Raw genomic sequence first — 20,358 nt, 5'->3', positions numbered from 1 at the left:
GCTGGCCCTTCTCGCGACGAATTCGGAACGGCGGGGTCAGTACGTGGTGACGGCGGAGGTGTCCCGGCGGCTGGCGTGCCACGGGAGCAGCAGCATTTCGGCGGCCTCCACGGCGACGAAGAGGACGACCCCGATGAGAGACATCACGAGCAGTCCGGCGAAGAGCATCGGGGTGTCGAGGTTGCCGTTGGCCTGGAGGATCACGTAGCCCAGGCCCTCGTTGGCGCCGACGAACTCACCGACGACCGCGCCCGTGACCGCCAGGGTGACCGCGACCTTGAGGCCGGAGAACAGGTGCGGGAGCGAGGCCGGGAAGCGGATCTTCAGGAAGGTCTGCCAGGGCCTGGCGCCCATCGTCGCCGAGAGCTGGAGCATCTCCGGGTCGACCGCCTTGAGTCCGGTCACCATGGAGATCACCACGGGGAAGAAGGCGATGAGCACGGCGATGAGGATCTTCGGCCCGATCCCGAAGCCGAGCCAGACGACGAACAGCGGGGCGATCGCGATCTTCGGCACGACCTGCGCGAAGAGCAGAATGGGGTAGAGGGTGCGTTCGACGGTCGAGGAGTACACCATGACCACCGCGGCCAGGACGCCGAAGGCCACGGCGATCAGGAAGCCGAGGAGTGTCTCGTAGGTGGTCACCCAGGTGTGCTGCCAGAGGTAGTCGGCCTTGCCGGTGAGGACGTCCAGGGTCGCGCCGGGGGACGGTACGAGATAGGGCTTCACCAGCTCCGCCGCGGAGATCACCCACCACACCGCGGAGCAGGCGAGCAGCAGGGCGACGGGGCGCCAGCTCCGCTCGGCCGCCCGGGCTATCCGCTCCCCCGTCGACGGCCCGGCCCGCCGGACAACTCCCGCCGCTTCTGGGGGACTTTTGGTCAACGCGCTCTGGCTCACTGTGAACTCCCTGCGCTTCGGGGGCAGTTGTGGAGAGCTGTGCGATCCTGCGGTGACGAGAAGGCGCTTTCAGAAAGCGCTTTCTGATAGGGTTTTCGCCACGCTAGTGACTGCCTGCACGCACGGTCAATAGGTCGTCGGCAAGTTTCGGCGGCCGCCCATCACCGCGCCCTTGGGGGTCGAGTTGAGTGAATTCGGAGCATCGCACCGCCCCGGGCCGCGCGGCGGCCGTCCCTCGCCCGCGCCCGTGACGCTCGACGCCGTGGCCCGGGAGGCGGGCGTCTCCCCCGCCACCGCCTCGCGTGCGCTCAACGGCACGGCACGGGTGCGCGAGGATCTGCGCGAGCGGGTACGGGCGGCGGCCGGACGGCTCGGCTACATCCCCAACGCCCATGCCCAGGCACTCGCCAGTGCAACCAACAACCGGACGGTGGGCGTGATCTGTCATGACGTCAGCGATCCGTACTTCGCCGCCGTGTCGAGCGGTGTGATGCGGGCGGCGGCCGAGCAGGACCTGCTGGTGATGCTAGCGTCCACCTTCCGGGAGCCGGCCCGGGAGATCGCCTATGTGTCGATGCTGCGGGCGCAGCGCGCACGCGCGATCCTGCTCATCGGCTCCGGCATCCAGGACCGCGCGTGGGAGCGTGCGCTGGACGCCGAGCTGGAGCCGTACGTCCGGGTCGGCGGGCGGGTGGCCGTGGTCAGCCGGCACCGCAGTCTGCGGGTGGACACCGTGCAGCCCGAGAACCGGGCGGGGGCGGCCGCGCTGGCCCGGACGCTGGCGGGACTCGGGCACCGGTCGTTCGCCGTGCTCACCGGACCGCCCGCACTGACCACTGTCTCCGACCGGCTCGCAGGATTCCGGGAGGGGCTCGCGGAGGCGGGCATCGGCCTGGGCCGGGTCGTGGAGGGCGCGTTCACCCGCGACGGCGGGTATACGGCGGCGCGTCGGCTGCTGGCCTGCGACGGGGCGCGGCCGAGCTGTGTCTTCGCGGTCACCGATGTGATGGCGGTGGGTGCGCTCGCAGCGCTGCGGGAGGCGGGGCTGCGGGTGCCGGAGGATGTCTCGCTGGCCGGGTTCGACGACATTCCGCTGGTGCGGGAGCTGTCACCGCCGCTGACCACGGTGGCGCTGCCGCTGACCGCGATGGGCGAGGACGTGATCGCGCTGGCGTTGCGGGAGCGGACGGCGGGGCGGCGGGCCCGGGTGGTGCGGGTCGCGGGCGAGGTGGTGGTGCGGGCGAGCACGGCGACGCCGCCGGTCGGGTGACCGGCGGCGTCCTTGGGAGCTGCCCGTGGATCGGAGGGCGTACGGGCCCTACGGGTGGACGAGCACCTGGGACAGTGCCACGCGTCCGGTGCCGGATGTCACGATCTTCACGGTGCGGGTGCGGCTGTCCAGGTCCAGGACCGTCGGGCGCAGAGCCTTCCCGCTGACGTGGACCGTTGCGTCGTCCGTGACCACGTCGAAGTCGGCGGTCGTGGCGGAGGAGTTGTTCCAGATCTCGATCTGACGGATGTGCTGTCGGCTGCCCAGGTCGACCTGCCACCAGGCGCCCGCCTCGGACAGCGTGCGGGTGTCGGTGTTGGTGTCGCCGTCCAGGGCGAGCACCGCGCCCGCCGCCCCCTCGGTGGTGGACTGGGTGGCCGTGCCGGCACGGGCCAGGTCGGTGCGCAGCTGCTCGACCGGACCGCCGTGGGCGCCCGCCCGGCGGGCGACGGAGAGGGCCTCGGCGGGCAGCCGGTCCAGGCCGGTGAGATTGTCCGTCATGACCGATCCGTTGCCGCCGAGGGCGGGCGCGGCGGTGTCGGTCCAGTTGCCGCGGGCGGTGTTCTGGATGCCGTAGTCGGCCCAGTTCGAAACCCACTTGTAGCCGATGCGGGTGATGACGTTCTTCTCGACGAGGATGTGCGAGGACTGTTCGTCGAGGTAGATGCCGTTGCCGTCGCGCTCGGTGTTCCCGAAGGCGGAGCGGTTGATGTAGTTGCCGGAGACGACCGTGCCGGGCTGTGCGCCCTGGGTGTAGATCGCCCCGCCGTCGTGCTGTGCCTGCGCGACCTCCATGACGTCGGTGATCCGGTTGTCCGTCACCTTGTTGTCACGCAGGACGGACTTCTGGGACTCGGGCTGGTTCCAGCCCCAGCCGACCGAGATCCCGGAGTACGGGAGGTGATCCAGGCTGTTGTGGTCGACGGTCAGCCCTGCCTCGTACCCGGCCCAGATGCCTACCGAGTCGGTGTACTCGACTCCGGAGCGGGTGATGGTGTTGTACGCGACGGTGTTCCGCTCCCCCGCGAGCGCCGCCGACGGCATCGGCTCGGTGTCGCCCACGTAGACGGCGCCGGAGGACAGGTCGGTGAAGGAGGAGCGGATCACCGAGCTGTCCTTGGTGCCCGCTTCGAGGATCGCGCCGGCGCCGCCGAGCCGACTGAACCGCGCGTTCTCGATGCTGACGCGCTGTCCGCCGCGGACGCTCACCGCGGCGGCCGGCTTGGTGTAGAAGCGGCCTGCGTGGTCGACGGGGCCGGTGGCTCCGGTCAGGGTGAGACCGGCCTGCATGCCCGCGTAGCCCTCGTCGGTGCCGGGCTGGCGATAGGCCGCGTACGCGAAGCCGATCCCGCTGACGGTGACGTCATGGGCGCCGTCGACGACGAGCAGCTGTTCGGTGTGCGGGGTGACGGCCCGCGCCCGGCGCATGTTCTCGCCCTTGCGCGGCAGGTAGGTGACGGTACGGGCCTTCGAGTTCCAGACGAACTCCCCCGGCCGGTCGTGCAGTTCGGGGGCGTTCTCGAAGTAGGCGACGCCGCTGTAGCGGGTGGAGTCGACCGTGGTGGAGTCCCAGGCGGGGCCGGTGCGGTCGGTGCCGCTCGACGAGTTGGTCCAGCAGGGCTGGGCGAAGGTCATGACATCGCCGTTCACGCCCGTGATCCGGCAGTGGTAGTTGCGCCAGCGGACCCGGACGACGGCTTCGGCGTCGGTGGGGCGCTGCCAGTCGGCGATGCCCGTGGCGACCGCGCCGGTCATGCCGGTCTTCGTGGCGTCACAGGTGGCGGCGGCGCAGGCGTCACCACGGGCGCGGGTGGCGCGCCGGCCGTCGACGAAGAGCTGGCGCGGGGTGACGCCGGCCGGGACCCCGGCGGTCCAGGTGCCGTCGGTGTTCGGCCGCCAGCCGGTGATGTCCTGTCCGCCGGAGAGGACGGGGCGGGCGCCGGGGGCCGCGCTCCAGGTGACGGTGTGGCCGTCCTTCCCGGAGTCGGCGGCGCCGAGCGTCAGGGGCCGGTCGAGCTCGTACGTGCCGTTCTTCAGGAGTACGCGGACGTCGTGGCCGGTCTCGGTGCGGGCCCGGTCACGGGCGCCCTCGGGGGTGCAGGGACGGGCGACCGTACAGGAGGTGCCGTGTCCGTCCGGGGCCGCGTACAGGGTGCGGGCACCGGGTGCGGCCTGGGCGGTGGGGGCGACGAGCAGTGCGGCCAGGAAGGCGGCGGAGGCGGCAGCGGCGGTTCCTCGTACGGCGTTCAGGGAGCGGCGGTTCACGCGGAGGCCTTCCAGTCGGGGTGGCCGGGCATGGGCGGGTTCACGGCTCCGAAGAGCCAGTCGCGCAGGAACGCGTCGAGGGACTTGTCGCCGGTGACGTCGACGGTGTGCCGGATGAAGGCCTCGCTGGTGTACGTGGAGTCCTTGAAGCGCTTCACCCATTCGCGCATGACGCGGTCGAACTTCCGCTGACCGATCTGCAGACCGAGGGCGTACAGGACGAGGGCGCCGCCGTCGTAGATGTTGGTGCCGCCGAGCGCCTTGGGCAGTCCGGGCGGTCCGTCGGCGGCGCGGACCGCGTCGAGCTTCTCGTACGTCGCCTTCATCTTGTCCTCGAAGACCGACCAGCCGCGCTCCTCGCCGTACAGACCGGCGTAGTACACGGCGGGGCCCTCGTTGAGCCAGGCCTGCTGCCAGTCGTTCGGGGTGACGGAGTCGCCGAACCACTGGTGGACCAGCTCGTGGACCATGGTGGTCTCGTAGCCGGGGTGACCGTCGGCGTTGAGCTTGAACCAGTTGGTGGAGAACAGGGAGAGGGTCTGGTTCTCCAGGGCGTCGGTGTAGCCGTCGTAGATGTGGACGCCGTAGACGGAGAACGGGTAGCGGCCGAACTTCGCCTCCAGCCAGGCGAGATGGTCGGGGGTACGGGCGACGATCGGCCCGTACTTGTCCTCCTGGCCCTGGGGGACGATGTGGCGCAGCGGGAGTCCTCGGTGGCTGGTGCCGTAGAGGTAGGTGCCCTTGACGACGGCGATGCCGATGAGTTCGGTCGCCATGCGCTCGCGCAGGGCGAAGTGCCAGACGGTGGAGCCGTCGGGGCGCGGAGTCCTGTGGAGCAGTTCGCCGTTGGCGGCGGCGACATAGCCCTGCGGGGCGCTGATGTGGAAGGTCCACGTCGCCTTGTCGGACGGGGTGTCGTTGCAGGGCAGGAAGGTGTCGGCGCGCGAGGACTGGGCGGCGGAGGCGAAGCCGCCGTCGGTGCCGAACTTCCATCCGGTCAGGCCGAGTCGGGGCGCCTTGCCGTTGCCCCGGTAGCGCACCTCGGTGCTGAACGCCTGCCCGTTGTGGAGCGGGCGGGCAGGGGTGACGGTGAGTTCCTGGCCGCTCTTGCCGGGTGCGAGCGCCCAGCCGGCGGGGCGGCCGCCGACGGTGACGGAGTCGATGGTGTGGCCGTCGGTGTCGAGGTTGAACGCGGAGAGGTCCTGGGTGGCCTTGGCGTCGATCCGCACCACGGCGGTGAAGTCATAGGTGACCGGGGTGAAGTCGAAGGTGAGGTCGTAGTGGACGACCTGGTAGCCGCCGTTCCCGAGGGTCGGGAAGAGCGGGTCGCCGACGCCGTCCGAGCCGGGCTTCGGGTCGAAGCCGTGCGGCCGTGCGACGGCGGTCGAACCGAGTGCGGGTACGGCGACGGCTGCGGCGACCGCCGCGCCGCCGAGTTTCAGGGCCGAGCGTCGCGTCGTCACTTCTTCCCCTTCTGGAAGGCTTCCTCGAACTCGCCGCGGGCCTGCTCGCCGCCCTTGGCCAGGTAGTCCTTGAGCAGCTGGTCGTAGGCGGACATGGGCTTGCGGCCCGCGATGATGTCCTTCAGCCCGTCGCCCTTCAGTGTGTTGAGGCTGCCGGTGCCCTTGGAGTCCCAGGTGGGCGAGGAGTACTGGAGGGTCGGGTCCGGCACCATCATCGGGATCATCCTGGTGAAGGCGTCGTGGACGTGCCGGACGCCCTGCTCGGAGTCGGCGCTGAAGATGGCGGGAACGGCGGAGGCCATGAACTTCCAGGGCACGGTGACGTCCTGGGTGCCCTGCTTGGTGAGCGCCGGGTTGCCCTTGGCGTCGCGGGTGAAGTCCTTGCCCTCGACGCCGTAGTTGATGAGCGTGTACTCCTGGCTGCCGAACGGGGACGCCGCGAAGTCGGCGAGGGCCAGGATCTCCTTGACGCGGTCCCCGGACGCCTTCTTGATGTGGGTGTTCTGGAGCGAGATGTTGTCCATCCAGGCGACGGCGTCCTTGCCGACCGGCACGAACGGGCGCGGGTCGTACTTCTTGTCGATCGCCTTCATGGAGGCGATGTAGCCGACGCCGGGCGCCAGATAGGTGGGCATGCCGTCGTAGACGTACGCGCCCTTGCCGTTCTTGAACATGTCCGTGTACTGGGCCTTCTGCGCCCCGGACATCTGGAGGGTGCCCGGGTAGTAGCAGCCGGCCTTGTACAGCAGCCGCGCCGTCTCGACCGCCTTGCGGTACTCCGGGGTCTCCAGGTCGAGGGTGAACTTGCCGGTCTTCTCGTCCAGCCGCCAGAAGTTGGGCGCGCCCGCGGACATGGCGAGCATGCCGGTCGCGCCCGCGATGATGGCGTACTGGTCCTTCTTGGGCCGGGTCAGTTCCTTGCAGACCTCGATGAGACGGTCGAGGTCGGTGATCTGGTCGAGGCTGGTGACGCCGACCTCTTCGAACAGGTCGTGGCGGTACACGCCGGCGCCGCCGGTGCCGGTGCGGGCGATCGGGATGCCGTAGAGCTTCCCGCCGAAGATGGCGGACTGCCAGGCGCCCTTCGGGATCGCGGCCAGGTTCGGGTAGTCCTTGACCTTGTCACCGGCGAGGTACGGGGTCAGGTCGGCGCACTTGGCCTGGAGGAAGGCGGCCTTGTTGTCGACACCGCCGCTCTCCGGGTACATGAAGAGGTCGGGCAGGCTGTCGCTGGCGACCATGGTGGAGAACTTGGTGCCGTAGTCGTCGGCGGGGACGGCGGTGATGTCCACCTGGCCGCCGAGGAGCTTCTCGATCTCCTGCCAGGCGGCGTTGCCGCCGCGTGCGGGCGGCGGCGGGGAGAACGTCTCCATCGTCGCGCTGATCGGCTTCGCCCCCTTGAGCGGGGCGCCCTTCGTGGCGCGCAGCGGCTTGGCCGGGTAGCTGAAGTAGCCCTGTGGAACGCCGGCGGCGGTGCCCGCCAGGTCGGGGTTGAGGCCGATGTTGCGGACCGCGGTGCTGGGCAGCAGCGAGGCGCTCTTGGCCTCGGCCTTCGCGGTCGTGCCGCCGTCGCCGCAGGCGGCGAGCAGCGGGGCGGCGGCCAGTCCCAGACCGACGCCCGCACCCATGCGGAACAGCGCTCTGCGGTTGATGGGGGTGGAGCTCGACACCTGAATCTCCTTGAGAGAGGGGAAGGAAGGAGTGGGGGGCGGTGGTTGCGCCGAGAGGCCCGTCGGGTGGCCTCTCAGCCCTTGACGGCGCCGGTGAGCACGCCCTTGGTGAAGTAGCGCTGGAGGAACGGGTAGACACAGAGGATCGGTACGACGGCGATCACCAGGACCGCCATCTGTACGGCCTGCTGCGGGGCGAGCACCTCGCCGGCCGAGGCGGCGTTCAGGCTCTGGCCCTGGAGCACGTAGGTGCGCAGCACCATCGGCAGCGGCCACTTGTCGGAGTCGTTGAGGTACAGGAGCGAGTTGAAGAAGGCGTTCCAGTACGTCACCGCGTAGAAGAGGCTGATCACGGCGAGGACGGCCTTGGACAGGGGCAGGACGATCCGCACCAGGACCCGGAAGTCTCCCGCTCCGTCGACCTTCGCCGCGTCGTACAGCTCTTCGGGCAGGTTCATGAAGAAGGACCGCAGGACGACCAGGTTGAAGGCACTGACCAGGGTGGGCATGACGAGCGCCGCGTAGGTGTCGTACAGGCCCAGGCCCTTGACCAGCAGGAAGTTCGGGATGATGCCCGCGTTGAAGAGCATCGTGAACAGGGCCGTCATCAGGATGAAGCGGGAGCCGGTGACCTCGCGGCGGGAGAGCCCGTACGCCATGCCGACGGTGACGAGGAGGCTGGCGAGGGTGCCGATGACGGTGATGCCGACGGAGACGATCAGCGCGCGGGTGACGACTCCGCCGGTGAAGATGGTGCGGTAGGCGTCCAGGGTGGGGTGGTCCGGCCACAGGACGAGGCCGGAGCTCTTGATGATGTCGGTCTGCGAGGCGAAGCTCGTGCCGATGACGCCGACCAGCGGGTAGGCCACGGCGAGGACGACCACGACGACGGCTATCGCCTTGGCGGTCTGTCCGATGCGGGTCGGCCGTTCCATCCACGGGGGCCGGCCGTCGGACTTCGCGGCGGGTACGGGGCGGGGCGCCGGTGCGGTGGATTCCGTTGTGGCGCGCGTCTTCTCAGCGGTCAGCACCGCGGTACACCCCTTCGTGGCCGAGTCGGTGGGCGAACTTGTTCGCGCCCAGGACGAGTGCGGTGCCGATGACCGCCTTGACGAGTCCGACGGCGGCGGCGACGCCCCAGTCGTTGTCCTTGATGCCGTGGTAGTAGACGTAGGTGTCGAGGACCTCACCGGCGTCCGGGCCGACCGCGTCGCGCTGGAGCAGGATCTGCTCGAAGCCGACGGAGAGGATCTGCCCGAGGTTGAGGATCAGCAGCAGGATGAGTACGGGGGCGATGCCCGGCAGGGTCACGTGCCACAGCCGGCGGCGCGGTCCCGCACCGTCGATGGCGGCGGCCTCGTACTGCTGCTTGTCGATGTTCAGCAGCGCGGCGAGGATGATGATCGTGCCCCAGCCTGCGTCCTTCCAGGCGACCTGGAGGGTCAGCAGCCAGGGGAAGGCGTCGGGGTCGCTCATCATGTCGTAGCGCGGCAGCCCCAGACCGCCGAGGACGTCGGGCAGGAGCCCGGCACCGCCCAGGATCTGCTGGAAGATCGAGACGATGATGACCCAGCCGATGAAGTGCGGCAGATAGACGACGCTCTGTACGAAGCGTCTGATCCGGTCGCTGGCGATGCTGTTGAGCAGCAGGGCCAGGGCGATCGGGATCGGGAAGAAGAACACCAGCTGGACGAGTGCGATCTCCAGGGTGTTGAACGTCGCGGACCAGAAGGCCGGCTCGCTGAACGCCGCGGAGAAGTTGGCGAACCCCACCCAGACGCTGTGCATGTAGCCGAGGTACGGCTGGTAGTCCTGGAACGCCACGACATAGCCGAGCAGCGGTACGTAGTGGAAGACGATGAAGTACAGCAGGCCGGGCAGGGTGAGCAGCAGCATCACCCGGTCCCGCTTGATCCGCTGCCAGAGGCTCAGCCGGCGCTGTGCGACAACGGCCCCGGCGGCTGGCGGGGAGTGTGTTTCAGCCTTCTGCCGCCGCTTTTCCCGCGGCAACGGGGGTGCTGTTTCAGCCATGGTGCGTCCTGTTCGGCTGGGTGGCGCGTGGTGGGCCTTCTGGGGCCGCAAGTTAGTAAGCGGTTAACCCAAGCGTCAAGAGATCCGGGCAAAAGTCGTTGAGCCGCGATGTTCCGGCGACTGAATCCAGTGCATCGAACCCACAAATATGCCCCCTAATTGGACAGTTGTAGCGGGTGAGAGCTTGACGGTCGGCCACCACGCTCCTTAGCGTGCCGGTCATCCCATAGAACGCGATTACTGTCCGGAGGCAGGGTGCGAACCACCGAAGAGGCACCGGCACATTCCGGTAGCGAGGCCGCGACACCGTCCCCGCGACGGCCGCGCACGCTTCTGGTCATGAGCCCCGGACTGCTGGACGACGTCTTTCCGCCACCGGTACGGGTCCGCCTGGAAGAGACCGCCGAGCTCCTCGACCCGTCCGTGATCAGCGAGTTCGCCTCCCCCGAGGCCGTCGCGGCGCTGAGCGGGGCCGAGGTGCTGCTGACCGGCTGGGGCTGCCCGCCCGTCGACGCCGCGCTGCTGGACCGGGCGCCCGCGCTGCGGGCCGTGATCCATGCGGCCGGCACGGTGAAAACGTTTCTGTCCCCGGTTGCGTTCGATCGCGGGATCGTCGTCTCGTCGGCCGCCGCCGCCAACGCCGTACCGGTCGCCGAGTTCACCCTGGCGGCGATCATCATGGGTGCCAAGCGGGTGTTCCCGCTGTCCGGGCTCTTCCGCACCCGGCGCACCCACCGCACCGGCGCCGACCTCGACCGGCAGCACTGGCTCGGCACGCACGGGCTGACCATCGGGGTGGTGGGGGCCTCCCGCATCGGGCGCCGGGTCATCGAACTCCTCCGGATCCTCGACGCGGAGGTACTGCTCTACGACCCCTACGTCAGCGCGGCCGAGGCACAGCTGCTCGGCGTCACCCCGACCGACCTCGACACCCTGGTCGCGACCAGCGACGTGGTGACCGTCCACGCCCCCGACACCCCGGAGACCCGCGGGATCATCGACGCCCGCCGGATCGGCCTGATGCGACCGGGCACCCTGCTCGTCAACACCGCGCGCGGCGGCCTGGTGGACACCGAGGCGCTGACCGGGCACCTGGTCAGCGGGCGGCTGGACGCGGTCCTCGATGTGACGTCGCCCGAGCCGCTGCCCCACGGCCACCCCCTGTGGGACCTGCCGAACGTCTTCCTCACCCCGCACATGGCGGGCGCCCAGGGCAACGAGGTCGGGCGGCTCGGGGCGCTCGCGGTGGACGAGCTGGCGCGGTACGCGCGGGGCACCCCGTTCGACCACCCGGTGCACCGGGCCGATCTGGGGAGGATCGCGTGAGCCCCTCCCCGGCACAGCCTCTAGGCTCGGCGTCACACAACAGCCACCAGGGGGTGAGCCGGATGCGCCGGCAGAGCACAGCCGGGGACGGACAACGGCGGGCGACGGTCACCGACGTCGCGCGGCGCGCAGGTGTGTCGACGGCCACGGTCTCCCGCGTCCTGAACCGCAACTACCCGGTCGCCGAGGCGACCCGGGAGCGGGTCGAGTCCGCGATGCGCGAGCTGGGCTATGTCGTCAACGCCCACGCCCGCGCGCTGGCCGGCGTCTCCAACCGCACCGTCGGGATCATCGTCAACGAGGTCATCGACCCGTTCTACGCGTACATCGCGCGCGGTGTGGAACGGGAGGCGGCACTGGGCGGACGGCTCTGCCTGGTCTGCTGCACCCAGGGCGACCCGCAGCGGGAGCTGGCCTTCATCGACCTGATGCACGAGCGCCGAGCGGACGCGGTGGTCGTGGTCGGCGGCTCCATCGCGGACCGTGGCTACACCACCGAACTGGCCCGCAGGGCGCGCGAGCTGGACGCGGGCGGATCGAAGCTGGTGTTGTGCGGCAGGCCGCCGCTGGGCGAGCAGGCCCCGACCGTCGCGGTCGAGTACGACAACGAGGGCGGCGCCTTCGCCATCACCGACCATCTGCTGATGCAGGGGCATGAGCGGATCCTCCACCTCGCCGGCCCGCCCAAGCTCTCCACCACCCGGGACCGGCTGGCCGGGTACCGGCGGGCGCTGCAGCTGCGCGGGATCGACCCGGACCCCGACCTGGTGCGGCCGGGCGCGTTCAGCCGCAACTTCGGCTATCGGAAGATGGCCGAAGTGCTGCGGGACGGACCGGACTTCACCGCCGTATTCGCGGCCAACGACATGGTGGCGGCGGGCGCGGCCCAGGCGCTGGAGGAGGCCGGGATCCGAGTGCCGCAGGACGTGTCCCTGGTGGGGTACGACGACATTCCCGTGGCCCAGGAGCTGAGGCCGCGGCTGACCACCGTCCACATTCCGCTGGAGGAGATGGGACGCCAGGCCGTGCGGCTCGCGGTGAACAGCGGGGACGAGGACGACTGGCGCGAGCCGACCACGGGTGCGCTGCGACTCGGCACCCACATCGTGGTACGCGATTCCGTTGCGCCGAGGTCCGGCCACTCCATTCGTAAGTGACCGGTTACTTCCCGCCTGTCCGCAGTTGGTCATAGTAAATCGCAGTAACTTCTTGCCCCCTCTTGCCTCCGAATAGCAACCGCTTACATGCTGGCGCCGAGCAGCACCGTTCCGCACGCCTCCGCCCTCACTCATTTCCGCAGGGAGTTCCGCATGCGCATGCCCATAGACCCCGCCGGCTCCTCCACCGCCCCTTCCGTCGCCTCCTCGCCCGTCGGCCGGCGTTCCGTTCTCGCCGCGGCCGCCGGTGCCGGAGCGGCCGTCGCGCTCGGCGCCACCGCCGGAACGGCCCGGGCCGCCGCTTCCGCCACCGGCCCGGAGCTCCGCGCCGGCCGCCCGGTCAAGCTGACCCTCACCGCCCGGCCCGCCGCCGAGGCCGAGCGGCTGCGGCTCGGACAGGCCCTGCGCGGTTCGGAGTTCCAGCCCACCGGTCTGCACGTCCCGGCCGGCACCCCGCTCTCCCTCACCGTCCAGCCGTACGACGGTCTGCTGCCCACGCTGTGGATCGGCGCCTGGGACTACTACGGCGAGATCACCGAGCCGCGCAGCTATCCGCTGACCGCGGGTGCGAACACCGTCACGGACCCGCACGGCGGCCCGGTCTACCTCACGCTGACGGGACGCGGAGAGCGGGCGGGTGTGCTGGTCCGCTCCGGCGCCGTGCCCATGCCGGTCTTCACCCTGGGCCGCACCTCGGAGGCCGACTACCAGCGGCAGCTGGACACGCTCACCACATCGCCGTACGTCGAACTGCACGCACCGCACACGATCATGACCCTCACTCGCGAGGGTGCGCTGCTCCACCGCGACGAGGACCATGCCGCACTGCTCGGGCTGGTCGAGACGATCATCGACTCCCATGCCCGGATCAGCGGTCTGGACGGTTCGAAGCCGGTACACCGGCGCAAGGCCGGGCCGTACCACTTCACCGAGGTCAGCAAGGTGCCCAGCGGTGTCGGCGCCTACGCCACCCACGGCTACAACGGCTTTCCCCGCGCCTACCTGGACCGGGCCACCACCGTGGAAGGACTGCGGACGCGGGGCTGGGGGCTCTACCACGAACTCGGCCATCTCCACCAGCAGATGGCGTACAAGCCCGGCGGCCTGACCGAGGTCACGGTCAACATCTACTCGCTGGCGGCACAGCGCACCCTGGAGCAGCCGTCCAACCTGCTCACCGTCGACCCGAAGACGGGGCTCACCTACTTCCAGTCGGCACGGCTGAAGTTCGGCACGGCCGGGCTGACCTACGAGAAGTCCTTCGGCGCGTACGAGAAGCTGGTCCCGCTGCGCCAGCTGGAGCTGGCGTTCGGCGACGACTTCTGGCCCCGGATGCACAAGCTGGTCCGTGAGGAGAACCCGCAGTCCGACTACACCGAGAACGACAAGCGCTACCGGGCCCTCGCCACCTATTCCAGCCGGGTCGCGGGCTACGACCTCACGGACTTCTTCGTGAACACCTGGGCGTTCCCGATCGACGCCACGGGCAGGGCCGAGCTGGCCTCGCTGAATCTGCCGAAGCCGCCCGTCGACCCGGCCGAGCTGGCCGACTGACCGCGACGACGAGGGAGTTGACCGTGAACCTCAGCAGACGAACGCTCCTCGCGGCGAGCAGCGCCACCGCCGTCACGGCCGCGCTCATGACCTCGGCCGGCGCGGCGCACGCCTCGCCCGTCGCACACACCTCCGCCCAGGCCGGAGCCGACTTCGAAACCCTGCTCCAGCGCGCCGAATCCCTGCTCACCGGTGGCGGATTCGACCCGGCCGACACCGACTTCACCGCCGCGGTGGCGGCCCTGGACACCACGGCCGCCCAGCTGTGGAGCACCCTCGACCGCGACACCGGCCGCACCGCCCTGTGGCCGGACCTCGCGCCGCTCACCGACCCGGGCAACTTCGGCCAGAGCTACACCCGGCTGCGGACCCTCGCGACCGCCTGGGCCACGTCGGGCACCTCCCTCGCCGGATCGACGCAGGTGGCGGACGCGCTGGTCGCTGCGCTGCGCTTCACCCACGACACCGCGTACAACCCAACCAAACGCGAGACCGGCAACTGGTGGTTCTGGGAGATCGGCGCCCCGCGTGCGCTGATGGACTGCTCCGTCGTCCTGCGCGACCGGCTCCCCGCAGCCGATCTGACGGACTATCTGACGGTCGTCGACCGGTTCTGCCCGGACGCGGACCGTCGCACCAACTCCCCCACGCTCTCCGAGACCGGGGCGAACCGCACCGACAAGGCCGTCATCGTGGCGCTGCGCGGACTGCTGGGACGGGATGCGGCCAAGCTCGTCTCGGCCCGTGACGCACTGTCCGACGTACGCGACTCGGGACGCAACAGCCTCTTCCGGTACACGAGTTCGGGCGACGGCTTCTACGAGGACGGCTCGTTCGTCCAGCACGACGTGGTGGCCTACACCGGGTCGTACGGCATTGTGCTGCTGAACGGCACGGCGTATCTGCTGGCCCTGCTGGCGGGCTCGGAGTGGGCGGTGGCCGACCCGAAGGTGTCGGTGATGTACGACGCCGTCGAGCGGACCTTCGCCCCGGTGGTCTTCGACGGGCTGATGATGGACTCGGTGCGCGGCCGGGCCATCTCCCGGGAACGAGCCGGTGACCACCGCGACGGTGCGACGGCCCTCGCGGCGATCCTGCTGCTGGCCTCCGGTGCCCCGGCCGAGTACGCGCAGCGGTGGCGGACCCTGGTCAAGGGCTGGCTGACCCGCAACCGCACCACCCCCTTCGAGGCCCTCGCCACACTGCCCCAACTCGCCCTGGCCAAAGCCGTACTGAACGACCACCGTGTTCCGGCCGGACCGCGCAGCACGGGCAGCCATGTCTTCGCCGACATGGACCGCGTCGTGCACCGCCGCCCCGGCTGGGCCTGCGCGCTGTCCCTGTCGTCGAAGCGGATCTCGGCGTACGAGGCGGGCAACGGCGAGAATCTGCACGGCTGGTACACCGGCGACGGCATGACGTATCTGTACGACGGCGACGACCTGGGACAGTTCAACGACGGCTTCTGGCCCACCGTCGATCCGTACCGGCTCCCCGGCACCACGGTCGACACCCGGCGGCGGACCGATCTCGGCACCGGCGCCGGTACGTCCACCTACCGCCCCGCCAACGCCGTCGCCGGCGGTGCGGTGCTGGACGGCCGGTACGGGGCCGCCGCGATGGACGTGACCGGCGCCCAGGGCACCACTCTGCGGACCAAAAAGTCGTGGTTCCTGCTGGACAACGCGGTGATCGCGCTCGGGGCGGGCATCACGGCGAGCGACGGCCTGCCGGTCGAGACGGTCGTCGAGAACCGCAATCTGGGCGCGGACGGACGCCACCGGCTGGTGGTCGACGGAGTCCGCCAACCCACCGAGCAGGGCTGGAGCGGCGAGTTCGGCCAGGCCCGGTGGGCGCATGTCGACCAGGTGGGCGGCTATGTGTTCCCCGGCGGAACCGCGCTGCGTGCCCTGCGTGAGGAGCGCACCGGCACCTGGCGGGCCATCGACACCGGGGCGGACACGGCCGGCAGCACCGACCCGGTCACCCGCCGCTATGTGACGCTCTGGACGGACCACGGCCCCTCCCCCACCGACGCCCACTACGCCTATGTGCTGCTGCCCGGCGCGTCGGCCGCGGCGACGGCCGTCTGGTCGCGGTCCCGGCCGGTCCGGATCGTCGCCAACGACACCACCGCGCAGTCCGTCGAGGCACGCCGGGAAGGGCTGACTGCGGTCAACTTCTGGCGCGCCGGAACGGCGGCCGGGATCACCGCGTCGGGCCCGGCGTCGGTACTCGTCCAGCGCCACGGCGCGCAGGTCCGCGTCGCGGTCGCCGACCCGGGACGGACACTCACCACGCTCTCGGTCGAGCTGCCGTTCCCCGTACGGTCGGTGCGGTCCGCCGACGACTCGGTGAGCCTCGTTCCGGGCCGCAGACCCGTGCTCACCGTCGCCGTCGGCGGCTCGCGCGGCCACACACACCGGGCCGAACTCAACCGGTGACCCATCCCGCACCACCCGAGGAGCACCACCACCATGTCCGTCGCACCGCATCTCCGACTGCCGCCGCCCGACCGGCTCCTGTCGTCCCGAACCGGCTGGACCCGGGCCCACTGGGAGGCGACCGCCGACCGGATGCTGGATGCACTGGTGCCGTACGCGACCCCCGGCTTCGCCCAGTACCGGCTGCCCGGCCGGGGCAGCTGGTCGGGGGTCGTCTCGGACGGGCTCGAAGGGTTCGCCCGGTCGTTCCTGCTCGCCGCCTGCCGGATCGGGGGCGCGGGCGGGGCGGTCGACCCGGCGCTGATCGAGCGGTACGCGGCAGGGCTGGCCGCCGGCACGGACCCCGGCAGCGGGGAGGCCTGGCCAAAGCTGACGGACTGTTCGCAGCAGATGGTGGAGGCGGCCTCGGTCGCGGTGGCGCTGCACGAGACCCGGCCGTGGATCTGGGAGCGCCTGGACGCACGGGTGCAGGAGCGGGTCGTCGACTGGTTCTCCGGGTTCGTCGGCGGACGCACCTGGGACAACAACTGGCGGCTCTTCCAGGTCGTGTCCGAGCAGTTCCTCGCCTCGGTCGGGGCGCCGTACAGCCGCTCGGACATCGAGTCGAACCTGGACAGGATCGAGGACTGGTACGTCGGTGACGGCTGGTACACCGACGGGGACGGCCGGAACTTCGACTACTACATCGGCTGGGCCATGCATCTGTACCCGCTACTGTGGTCGCGGATCGCGGGCTCCGACGACGGGGGCAGGACCGAGGTCTACCGGCAGCGGCTCAGCCGGTTCCTGGAGGACTATCCGCACTTCTTCGGCTCCGACGGCGCGCCGGTCCACCAGGGCCGCTCGCTGACCTACCGGTTCGCCGCCCTGGCTCCGGTGTGGATGGGGGCGCTGGCCGACTGCACCCCGCTGGCACCGGGGCTCACCCGCCGGCTCGCCTCGGGCACGATGCGGCACTTCGCGGAGCGCGGTGTGCCGGACGAACGGGGGCTGCTGACGCTGGGCTGGTACGACACGTTCCTGCCGAGCACCCAGCCGTACTCCGGTCCCGCCTCGCCGTACTGGGCGAGCAAGGGCTTCCTCGGGCTGCTGCTGCCGGCCGACCACGCCGTGTGGACGGAGCGCGAACTGCCGCTGCCCATCGAGGAGTCCGACCAGTACACGGCACTGCCCGCCACGGGCTGGCTGCTGCACGGCACCCGTGACGACGGCATCGTCCGGCTGGTCAATCACGGCAGCGACCACAATCCGCCGTACGAGGAGTCGGGCGACCCGTCCGAGGGCACCGACGATCCGCATTACGCCAGGTTCGCCTACTCGACGGCGACGGCGCCCGAGGCCGCCCCGCACGCCGTGGCACGGTCCATCGACGGTCATCTGGCACTGGTGGCGCCCGACGGCACCCCGTCGCTGCGCCGCCGGATCCATCCGCTGCGCTGCGAGGACCGCGTCGCGGCCTCCTGGTACGCGGCCCGGCTGCCCGGTGACGACCGTCCGTACCGGATCGAGACGACGAGTGTGCTGCACGGCCCGTGGGAGATCCGGGTGCACCGGGTCGAGGCGCCGGAAGGCGTGGTGGTGCGGGAGGGCGGTCACGCGGTCTCCCATGCGCAGAGCCCGTTCGCCCTGTCGGGACCCGACTGGGCACTCGCGCGCACGGCCGACGGTCTGAGCAGTGCCCTGATCGCGCTGCACGGCTGGGACGGCGGTACGGAAGGGGCGGCTGTGGCACGTGATGTCCAGTCCAACGCGTACGGACCGCATTCGGCGATTCCGTATCTCCGCAGCCGACCGCACCCGGGCGGGCGGAGCGTCCATGTCTCGCTGCTCGCCCTCTCCCGGGACACCCTGCATCCGGAGGCGTTGCGCGACGCGGTGCGGGTGCGGGCAGGTGCGGACTCGGTGGTGCTGACCTTCCTGGACGGAACGACGGTCGAGGTCTGAGCGCCGCCGGAGTCAGATTCCGAGGCTGTTCCCCTCCCGTTGGTCGATGTGCCCGACGAGCTCCAGGGCCAGCGACTTGATGGTGTCGAGCCCCGCCCTGCCCCATGGGCGGGGCACGGTGTCGACCGCGCAGACCGCGCCCAGGGCGACGCCCGTGCGGTCGATGAGGGGTGCGCCGAGGTAGGAGCGGATGCCTATTTCGTCGACCACCGGATTGCCCGCGAACCTCGGGTAGTCGCAGACGTCCTCCAGCACGAGCGCCTTGCGCCGGACGACGACATGCGGGCAGTAACCGCGGTCGAGCGCGACGTACCGGCCGCTGCGGCTGCTGCCCGCGGCGGCGGCGCCCAGGTCGGAGCCCTTGTGCGTGCCGGCCGGGGTGTGCAGCCCGGCGAAGAACTGCCGGTTGCCGTCGATGAAGTTGACCATCGAGAAAGGCACTTCGGTCACCTCGGCCACCCGGTCGGCGAAGGCGTCGAAGTTGTCGAACGACGCGTCGGCTCGTTCCCCGAGCCCGAGCGTCCTCAGCCGCCGGGTACGGACGGCGACGTCGTGGTCGACGGGCGTGAGCAGCAGGCGACCGGTGGCGTTCCGGTTCACGGGCGGGCTCCGAAGCCGGTCAGCGGGGCCGGCGCCGAGGTGGCGTTGATCAGGTGCTGGACCAGCGTGACCAGCGCCCCCGTGCCCGAGCTGGCGATCCGGGCGTCGCAGAGCACCACCGGCACGTCCGGCCCCAGGTCGAGTGCGGCCCTGATCTCCTCCGGCCCGTAGCGGTAGGCGCCGTCGAACTCGTTCACCGCGATGATGAATCCGATGCCGCGCCGCTCGAAGAAGTCGACGGCGGCGAAGCACTCGGCGAGCCGACGGGTGTCCGCGATCACGACCGCTCCGAGCGCTCCCTGGGAGAGTTCGTCCCACATGAACCAGAAGCGTTCCTGGCCCGGGGTTCCGAACAGGTAGAGAACATGCTGCTCGTCGAGGGTGATGCGGCCGAAGTCCATCGCCACGGTGGTCGCGGTCTTGGACTCGATGCCCTCCAGACTGTCGGTCGCGGCACTGACCTGGGTCAGCAGCTCTTCCGTGCTCAGCGGTGCGATTTCGCTGACCGCGCCGACGAATGTCGTCTTGCCGACACCGAAGCCGCCTGCCACCAGCACCTTGAGCGCGACGGGAAAGCCCTCGCTTCCGGCGGGGCCTGCGGCTCGGGGGACGTCCGGGGTGCCGCCGGGCTCGCCGTGAGGTGGTGCGAGTTCGAAGTCCTGCCGGGATGCGTGGCCCGACCCGGATTCGAAGCCCTGCCCGGTTCCGTAACTCTGCCCGGTTCCGTAGCCCGGAACATCGCCGTAGCCCTGCGCGTCGCCATAGCCGTATCCCGGACTTTCCCCGTAGTCGTAGTTCTGCGCGGCTCCGTAGTCCTGCGCGTCTCCGTAGCCCTGCGCGTCCCCGTAGTGGCCGTGACCTCCGTGGCTTCCGATCCCTTCGGAGCTTGCGTTGTTCTCGTACGCGGCAGAGCTGCCGAAGCCGTCAGAGCTGTCGTCGTAAGCCATCGAGCACTGCCTCCAGCAGAGATCGGTCGGTGGGCATGTCATGGAAGGCGGGCGGGTGCGCGGTCACTGCCCCGCAGTCGACCAGGTCGGAGACGAGCACCTTGGTGACGACCGCGGGCAACCGCAGATGGGCGGCGATCTCTGCCACCGAGGTGGGGCCGCCGCACAGTCCCAGTGCGACGGAGTGCTCGGGGCCGAGGTGTATCTGAGGTTCGGTCCCTGTGGCCATGACCAGGGAGAGCAGGTCGAGCACGGTCGTCGGACGGGTGCGGCCGTTGCTCACGGTGTACGGGCGGATGAGCCGGCCGGCCGCGTCGTCGAGCAACGGCCCGTCCTGTGGGACCGACACCCTCACAGCCCCGTGGCGCCGGGTGTCCCGGCAGCTTGTCTCACCGGCGTCATCAGATAGGGCCGCACGCTCTTGACCAGCATGGTCATCTCGTAGCCGAGCACCGCCGCGTCCGCCTCGCGTCCGGCGAGGACGGCGAGGCAGGTACCGGACCCGGCGGTGGAGACGAACAGCAGGGTCGAATCGAGCTCGACCACCACCTGCCGTACCTCGCCGCTGTCGCCGAAGCGCGCGCCCGCGCTGCGGCCGAGCGAGTACAGGCCGGCGGCCAGCGCCGCCATGTGGTCGGCGCTGTCGGCGTCCATGCCATGAAGGGATTTCACCAGCCCGTCGGCGGAGAGGAGAACCGCGCTGCGGGTGTACGGGACCCGCTGGACCAGTCCGCTCAGCAGCCAGTCGAGGTCCGAGACCTGACCGGACGGCATTTCGGTCGCCATG

General features: G+C 70.5%; 16 protein-coding genes. 6 read left to right on the top strand and 10 right to left on the bottom strand.

The window, feature by feature from the left end; translation table 11 throughout:
* Positions 1-36 precede the first annotated feature (36 nt).
* Complete coding sequence (locus AB0D53_RS15595) at positions 37-900, bottom strand: ABC transporter permease (RefSeq protein ID WP_362445771.1); 864 nt, start codon at positions 898-900, stop codon at positions 37-39.
* 247 nt (positions 901-1,147) lie between these two features.
* On the opposite strand from AB0D53_RS15595, the gene AB0D53_RS15590 reads away from it, so the two are divergent.
* The gene (locus AB0D53_RS15590; protein WP_362445767.1) at positions 1,148-2,170 is read left to right on the top strand and encodes a LacI family DNA-binding transcriptional regulator; all 1,023 of its coding nucleotides are present in this window, start codon (positions 1,148-1,150) and stop codon (positions 2,168-2,170) included.
* A gap of 48 nt (positions 2,171-2,218) precedes the next feature.
* Here AB0D53_RS15590 and AB0D53_RS15585 read toward each other — a convergent pair whose 3' ends face one another.
* The 5 genes from AB0D53_RS15585 to AB0D53_RS15565 all read right to left on the bottom strand — a co-directional run bounded on the left by AB0D53_RS15585 (position 2,219) and on the right by AB0D53_RS15565 (position 9,599).
* On the bottom strand, positions 2,219-4,435 hold the full coding sequence (locus AB0D53_RS15585) for a right-handed parallel beta-helix repeat-containing protein (protein WP_362445764.1): 2,217 nt from the start codon (positions 4,433-4,435) through the stop codon (positions 2,219-2,221).
* Positions 4,432-5,898 (bottom strand): M1 family metallopeptidase, encoded by a 1,467-nt coding sequence (locus tag AB0D53_RS15580; protein ID WP_362445761.1) that lies wholly within the window; start codon positions 5,896-5,898, stop codon positions 4,432-4,434. Before AB0D53_RS15580 ends, AB0D53_RS15585 begins: the two co-directional genes overlap by 4 nt.
* Positions 5,895-7,568, bottom strand: coding sequence for an extracellular solute-binding protein (locus tag AB0D53_RS15575; protein WP_362445758.1), 1,674 nt, complete (start codon positions 7,566-7,568; stop codon positions 5,895-5,897). Before AB0D53_RS15575 ends, AB0D53_RS15580 begins: the two co-directional genes overlap by 4 nt.
* A gap of 74 nt (positions 7,569-7,642) precedes the next feature.
* Positions 7,643-8,503, bottom strand: coding sequence for a carbohydrate ABC transporter permease (locus AB0D53_RS15570; protein ID WP_362446419.1), 861 nt, complete (start codon positions 8,501-8,503; stop codon positions 7,643-7,645).
* 82 nt (positions 8,504-8,585) lie between these two features.
* Positions 8,586-9,599, bottom strand: coding sequence for an ABC transporter permease subunit (locus AB0D53_RS15565; RefSeq protein ID WP_329819084.1), 1,014 nt, complete (start codon positions 9,597-9,599; stop codon positions 8,586-8,588).
* Between the two features lie 339 nt (positions 9,600-9,938).
* On the opposite strand from AB0D53_RS15565, the gene AB0D53_RS15560 reads away from it, so the two are divergent.
* From AB0D53_RS15560 to AB0D53_RS15540, 5 genes are all read left to right on the top strand, one after another.
* Positions 9,939-10,925 (top strand): hydroxyacid dehydrogenase, encoded by a 987-nt coding sequence (locus AB0D53_RS15560; protein WP_362445754.1) that lies wholly within the window; start codon positions 9,939-9,941, stop codon positions 10,923-10,925.
* A gap of 62 nt (positions 10,926-10,987) precedes the next feature.
* Positions 10,988-12,082 (top strand): LacI family DNA-binding transcriptional regulator, encoded by a 1,095-nt coding sequence (locus tag AB0D53_RS15555; protein WP_362445751.1) that lies wholly within the window; start codon positions 10,988-10,990, stop codon positions 12,080-12,082.
* Between the two features lie 153 nt (positions 12,083-12,235).
* A complete protein-coding gene (locus AB0D53_RS15550; RefSeq protein ID WP_362445748.1) occupies positions 12,236-13,636 on the top strand; it encodes a M60 family metallopeptidase in 1,401 nt (466 codons plus the stop codon).
* 23 nt (positions 13,637-13,659) lie between these two features.
* Positions 13,660-16,080, top strand: coding sequence for a polysaccharide lyase 8 family protein (locus tag AB0D53_RS15545; RefSeq protein WP_362445745.1), 2,421 nt, complete (start codon positions 13,660-13,662; stop codon positions 16,078-16,080).
* A gap of 33 nt (positions 16,081-16,113) precedes the next feature.
* Positions 16,114-18,024 (top strand): DUF2264 domain-containing protein, encoded by a 1,911-nt coding sequence (locus AB0D53_RS15540; protein ID WP_362445742.1) that lies wholly within the window; start codon positions 16,114-16,116, stop codon positions 18,022-18,024.
* A gap of 12 nt (positions 18,025-18,036) precedes the next feature.
* On the opposite strand, the gene AB0D53_RS15535 is transcribed toward AB0D53_RS15540, so the two are convergent.
* The 4 genes from AB0D53_RS15535 to AB0D53_RS15520 form a co-directional block, all read right to left on the bottom strand.
* Entirely contained in the window at positions 18,037-18,624 is a 588-nt protein-coding gene (locus AB0D53_RS15535; protein ID WP_362445738.1) for a GAF domain-containing protein, read from the bottom strand.
* The gene (locus AB0D53_RS15530) at positions 18,621-19,181 is read right to left on the bottom strand and encodes an ATP/GTP-binding protein (RefSeq protein WP_362446416.1); all 561 of its coding nucleotides are present in this window, start codon (positions 19,179-19,181) and stop codon (positions 18,621-18,623) included. Before AB0D53_RS15530 ends, AB0D53_RS15535 begins: the two co-directional genes overlap by 4 nt.
* Before the next feature lie 367 nt (positions 19,182-19,548).
* A complete protein-coding gene (locus AB0D53_RS15525) occupies positions 19,549-19,920 on the bottom strand; it encodes a DUF742 domain-containing protein (protein ID WP_327271533.1) in 372 nt (123 codons plus the stop codon).
* 2 nt (positions 19,921-19,922) lie between these two features.
* Positions 19,923-20,357 carry a roadblock/LC7 domain-containing protein gene (locus tag AB0D53_RS15520; RefSeq protein WP_362445734.1) on the bottom strand — a complete coding sequence of 145 codons (435 nt, stop codon included), beginning with the start codon at positions 20,355-20,357 and terminating at the stop codon, positions 19,923-19,925.
* Between the last annotated feature and the right edge of the window lies 1 nt (position 20,358).

It is taken from the genome of Streptomyces sp. NPDC048295 (genome assembly GCF_040652135.1).
Taxonomy (GTDB): Bacteria; Actinomycetota; Actinomycetes; order Streptomycetales; family Streptomycetaceae; genus Streptomyces.
This window is presented reverse-complemented; position numbering and strand designations above follow the sequence as displayed.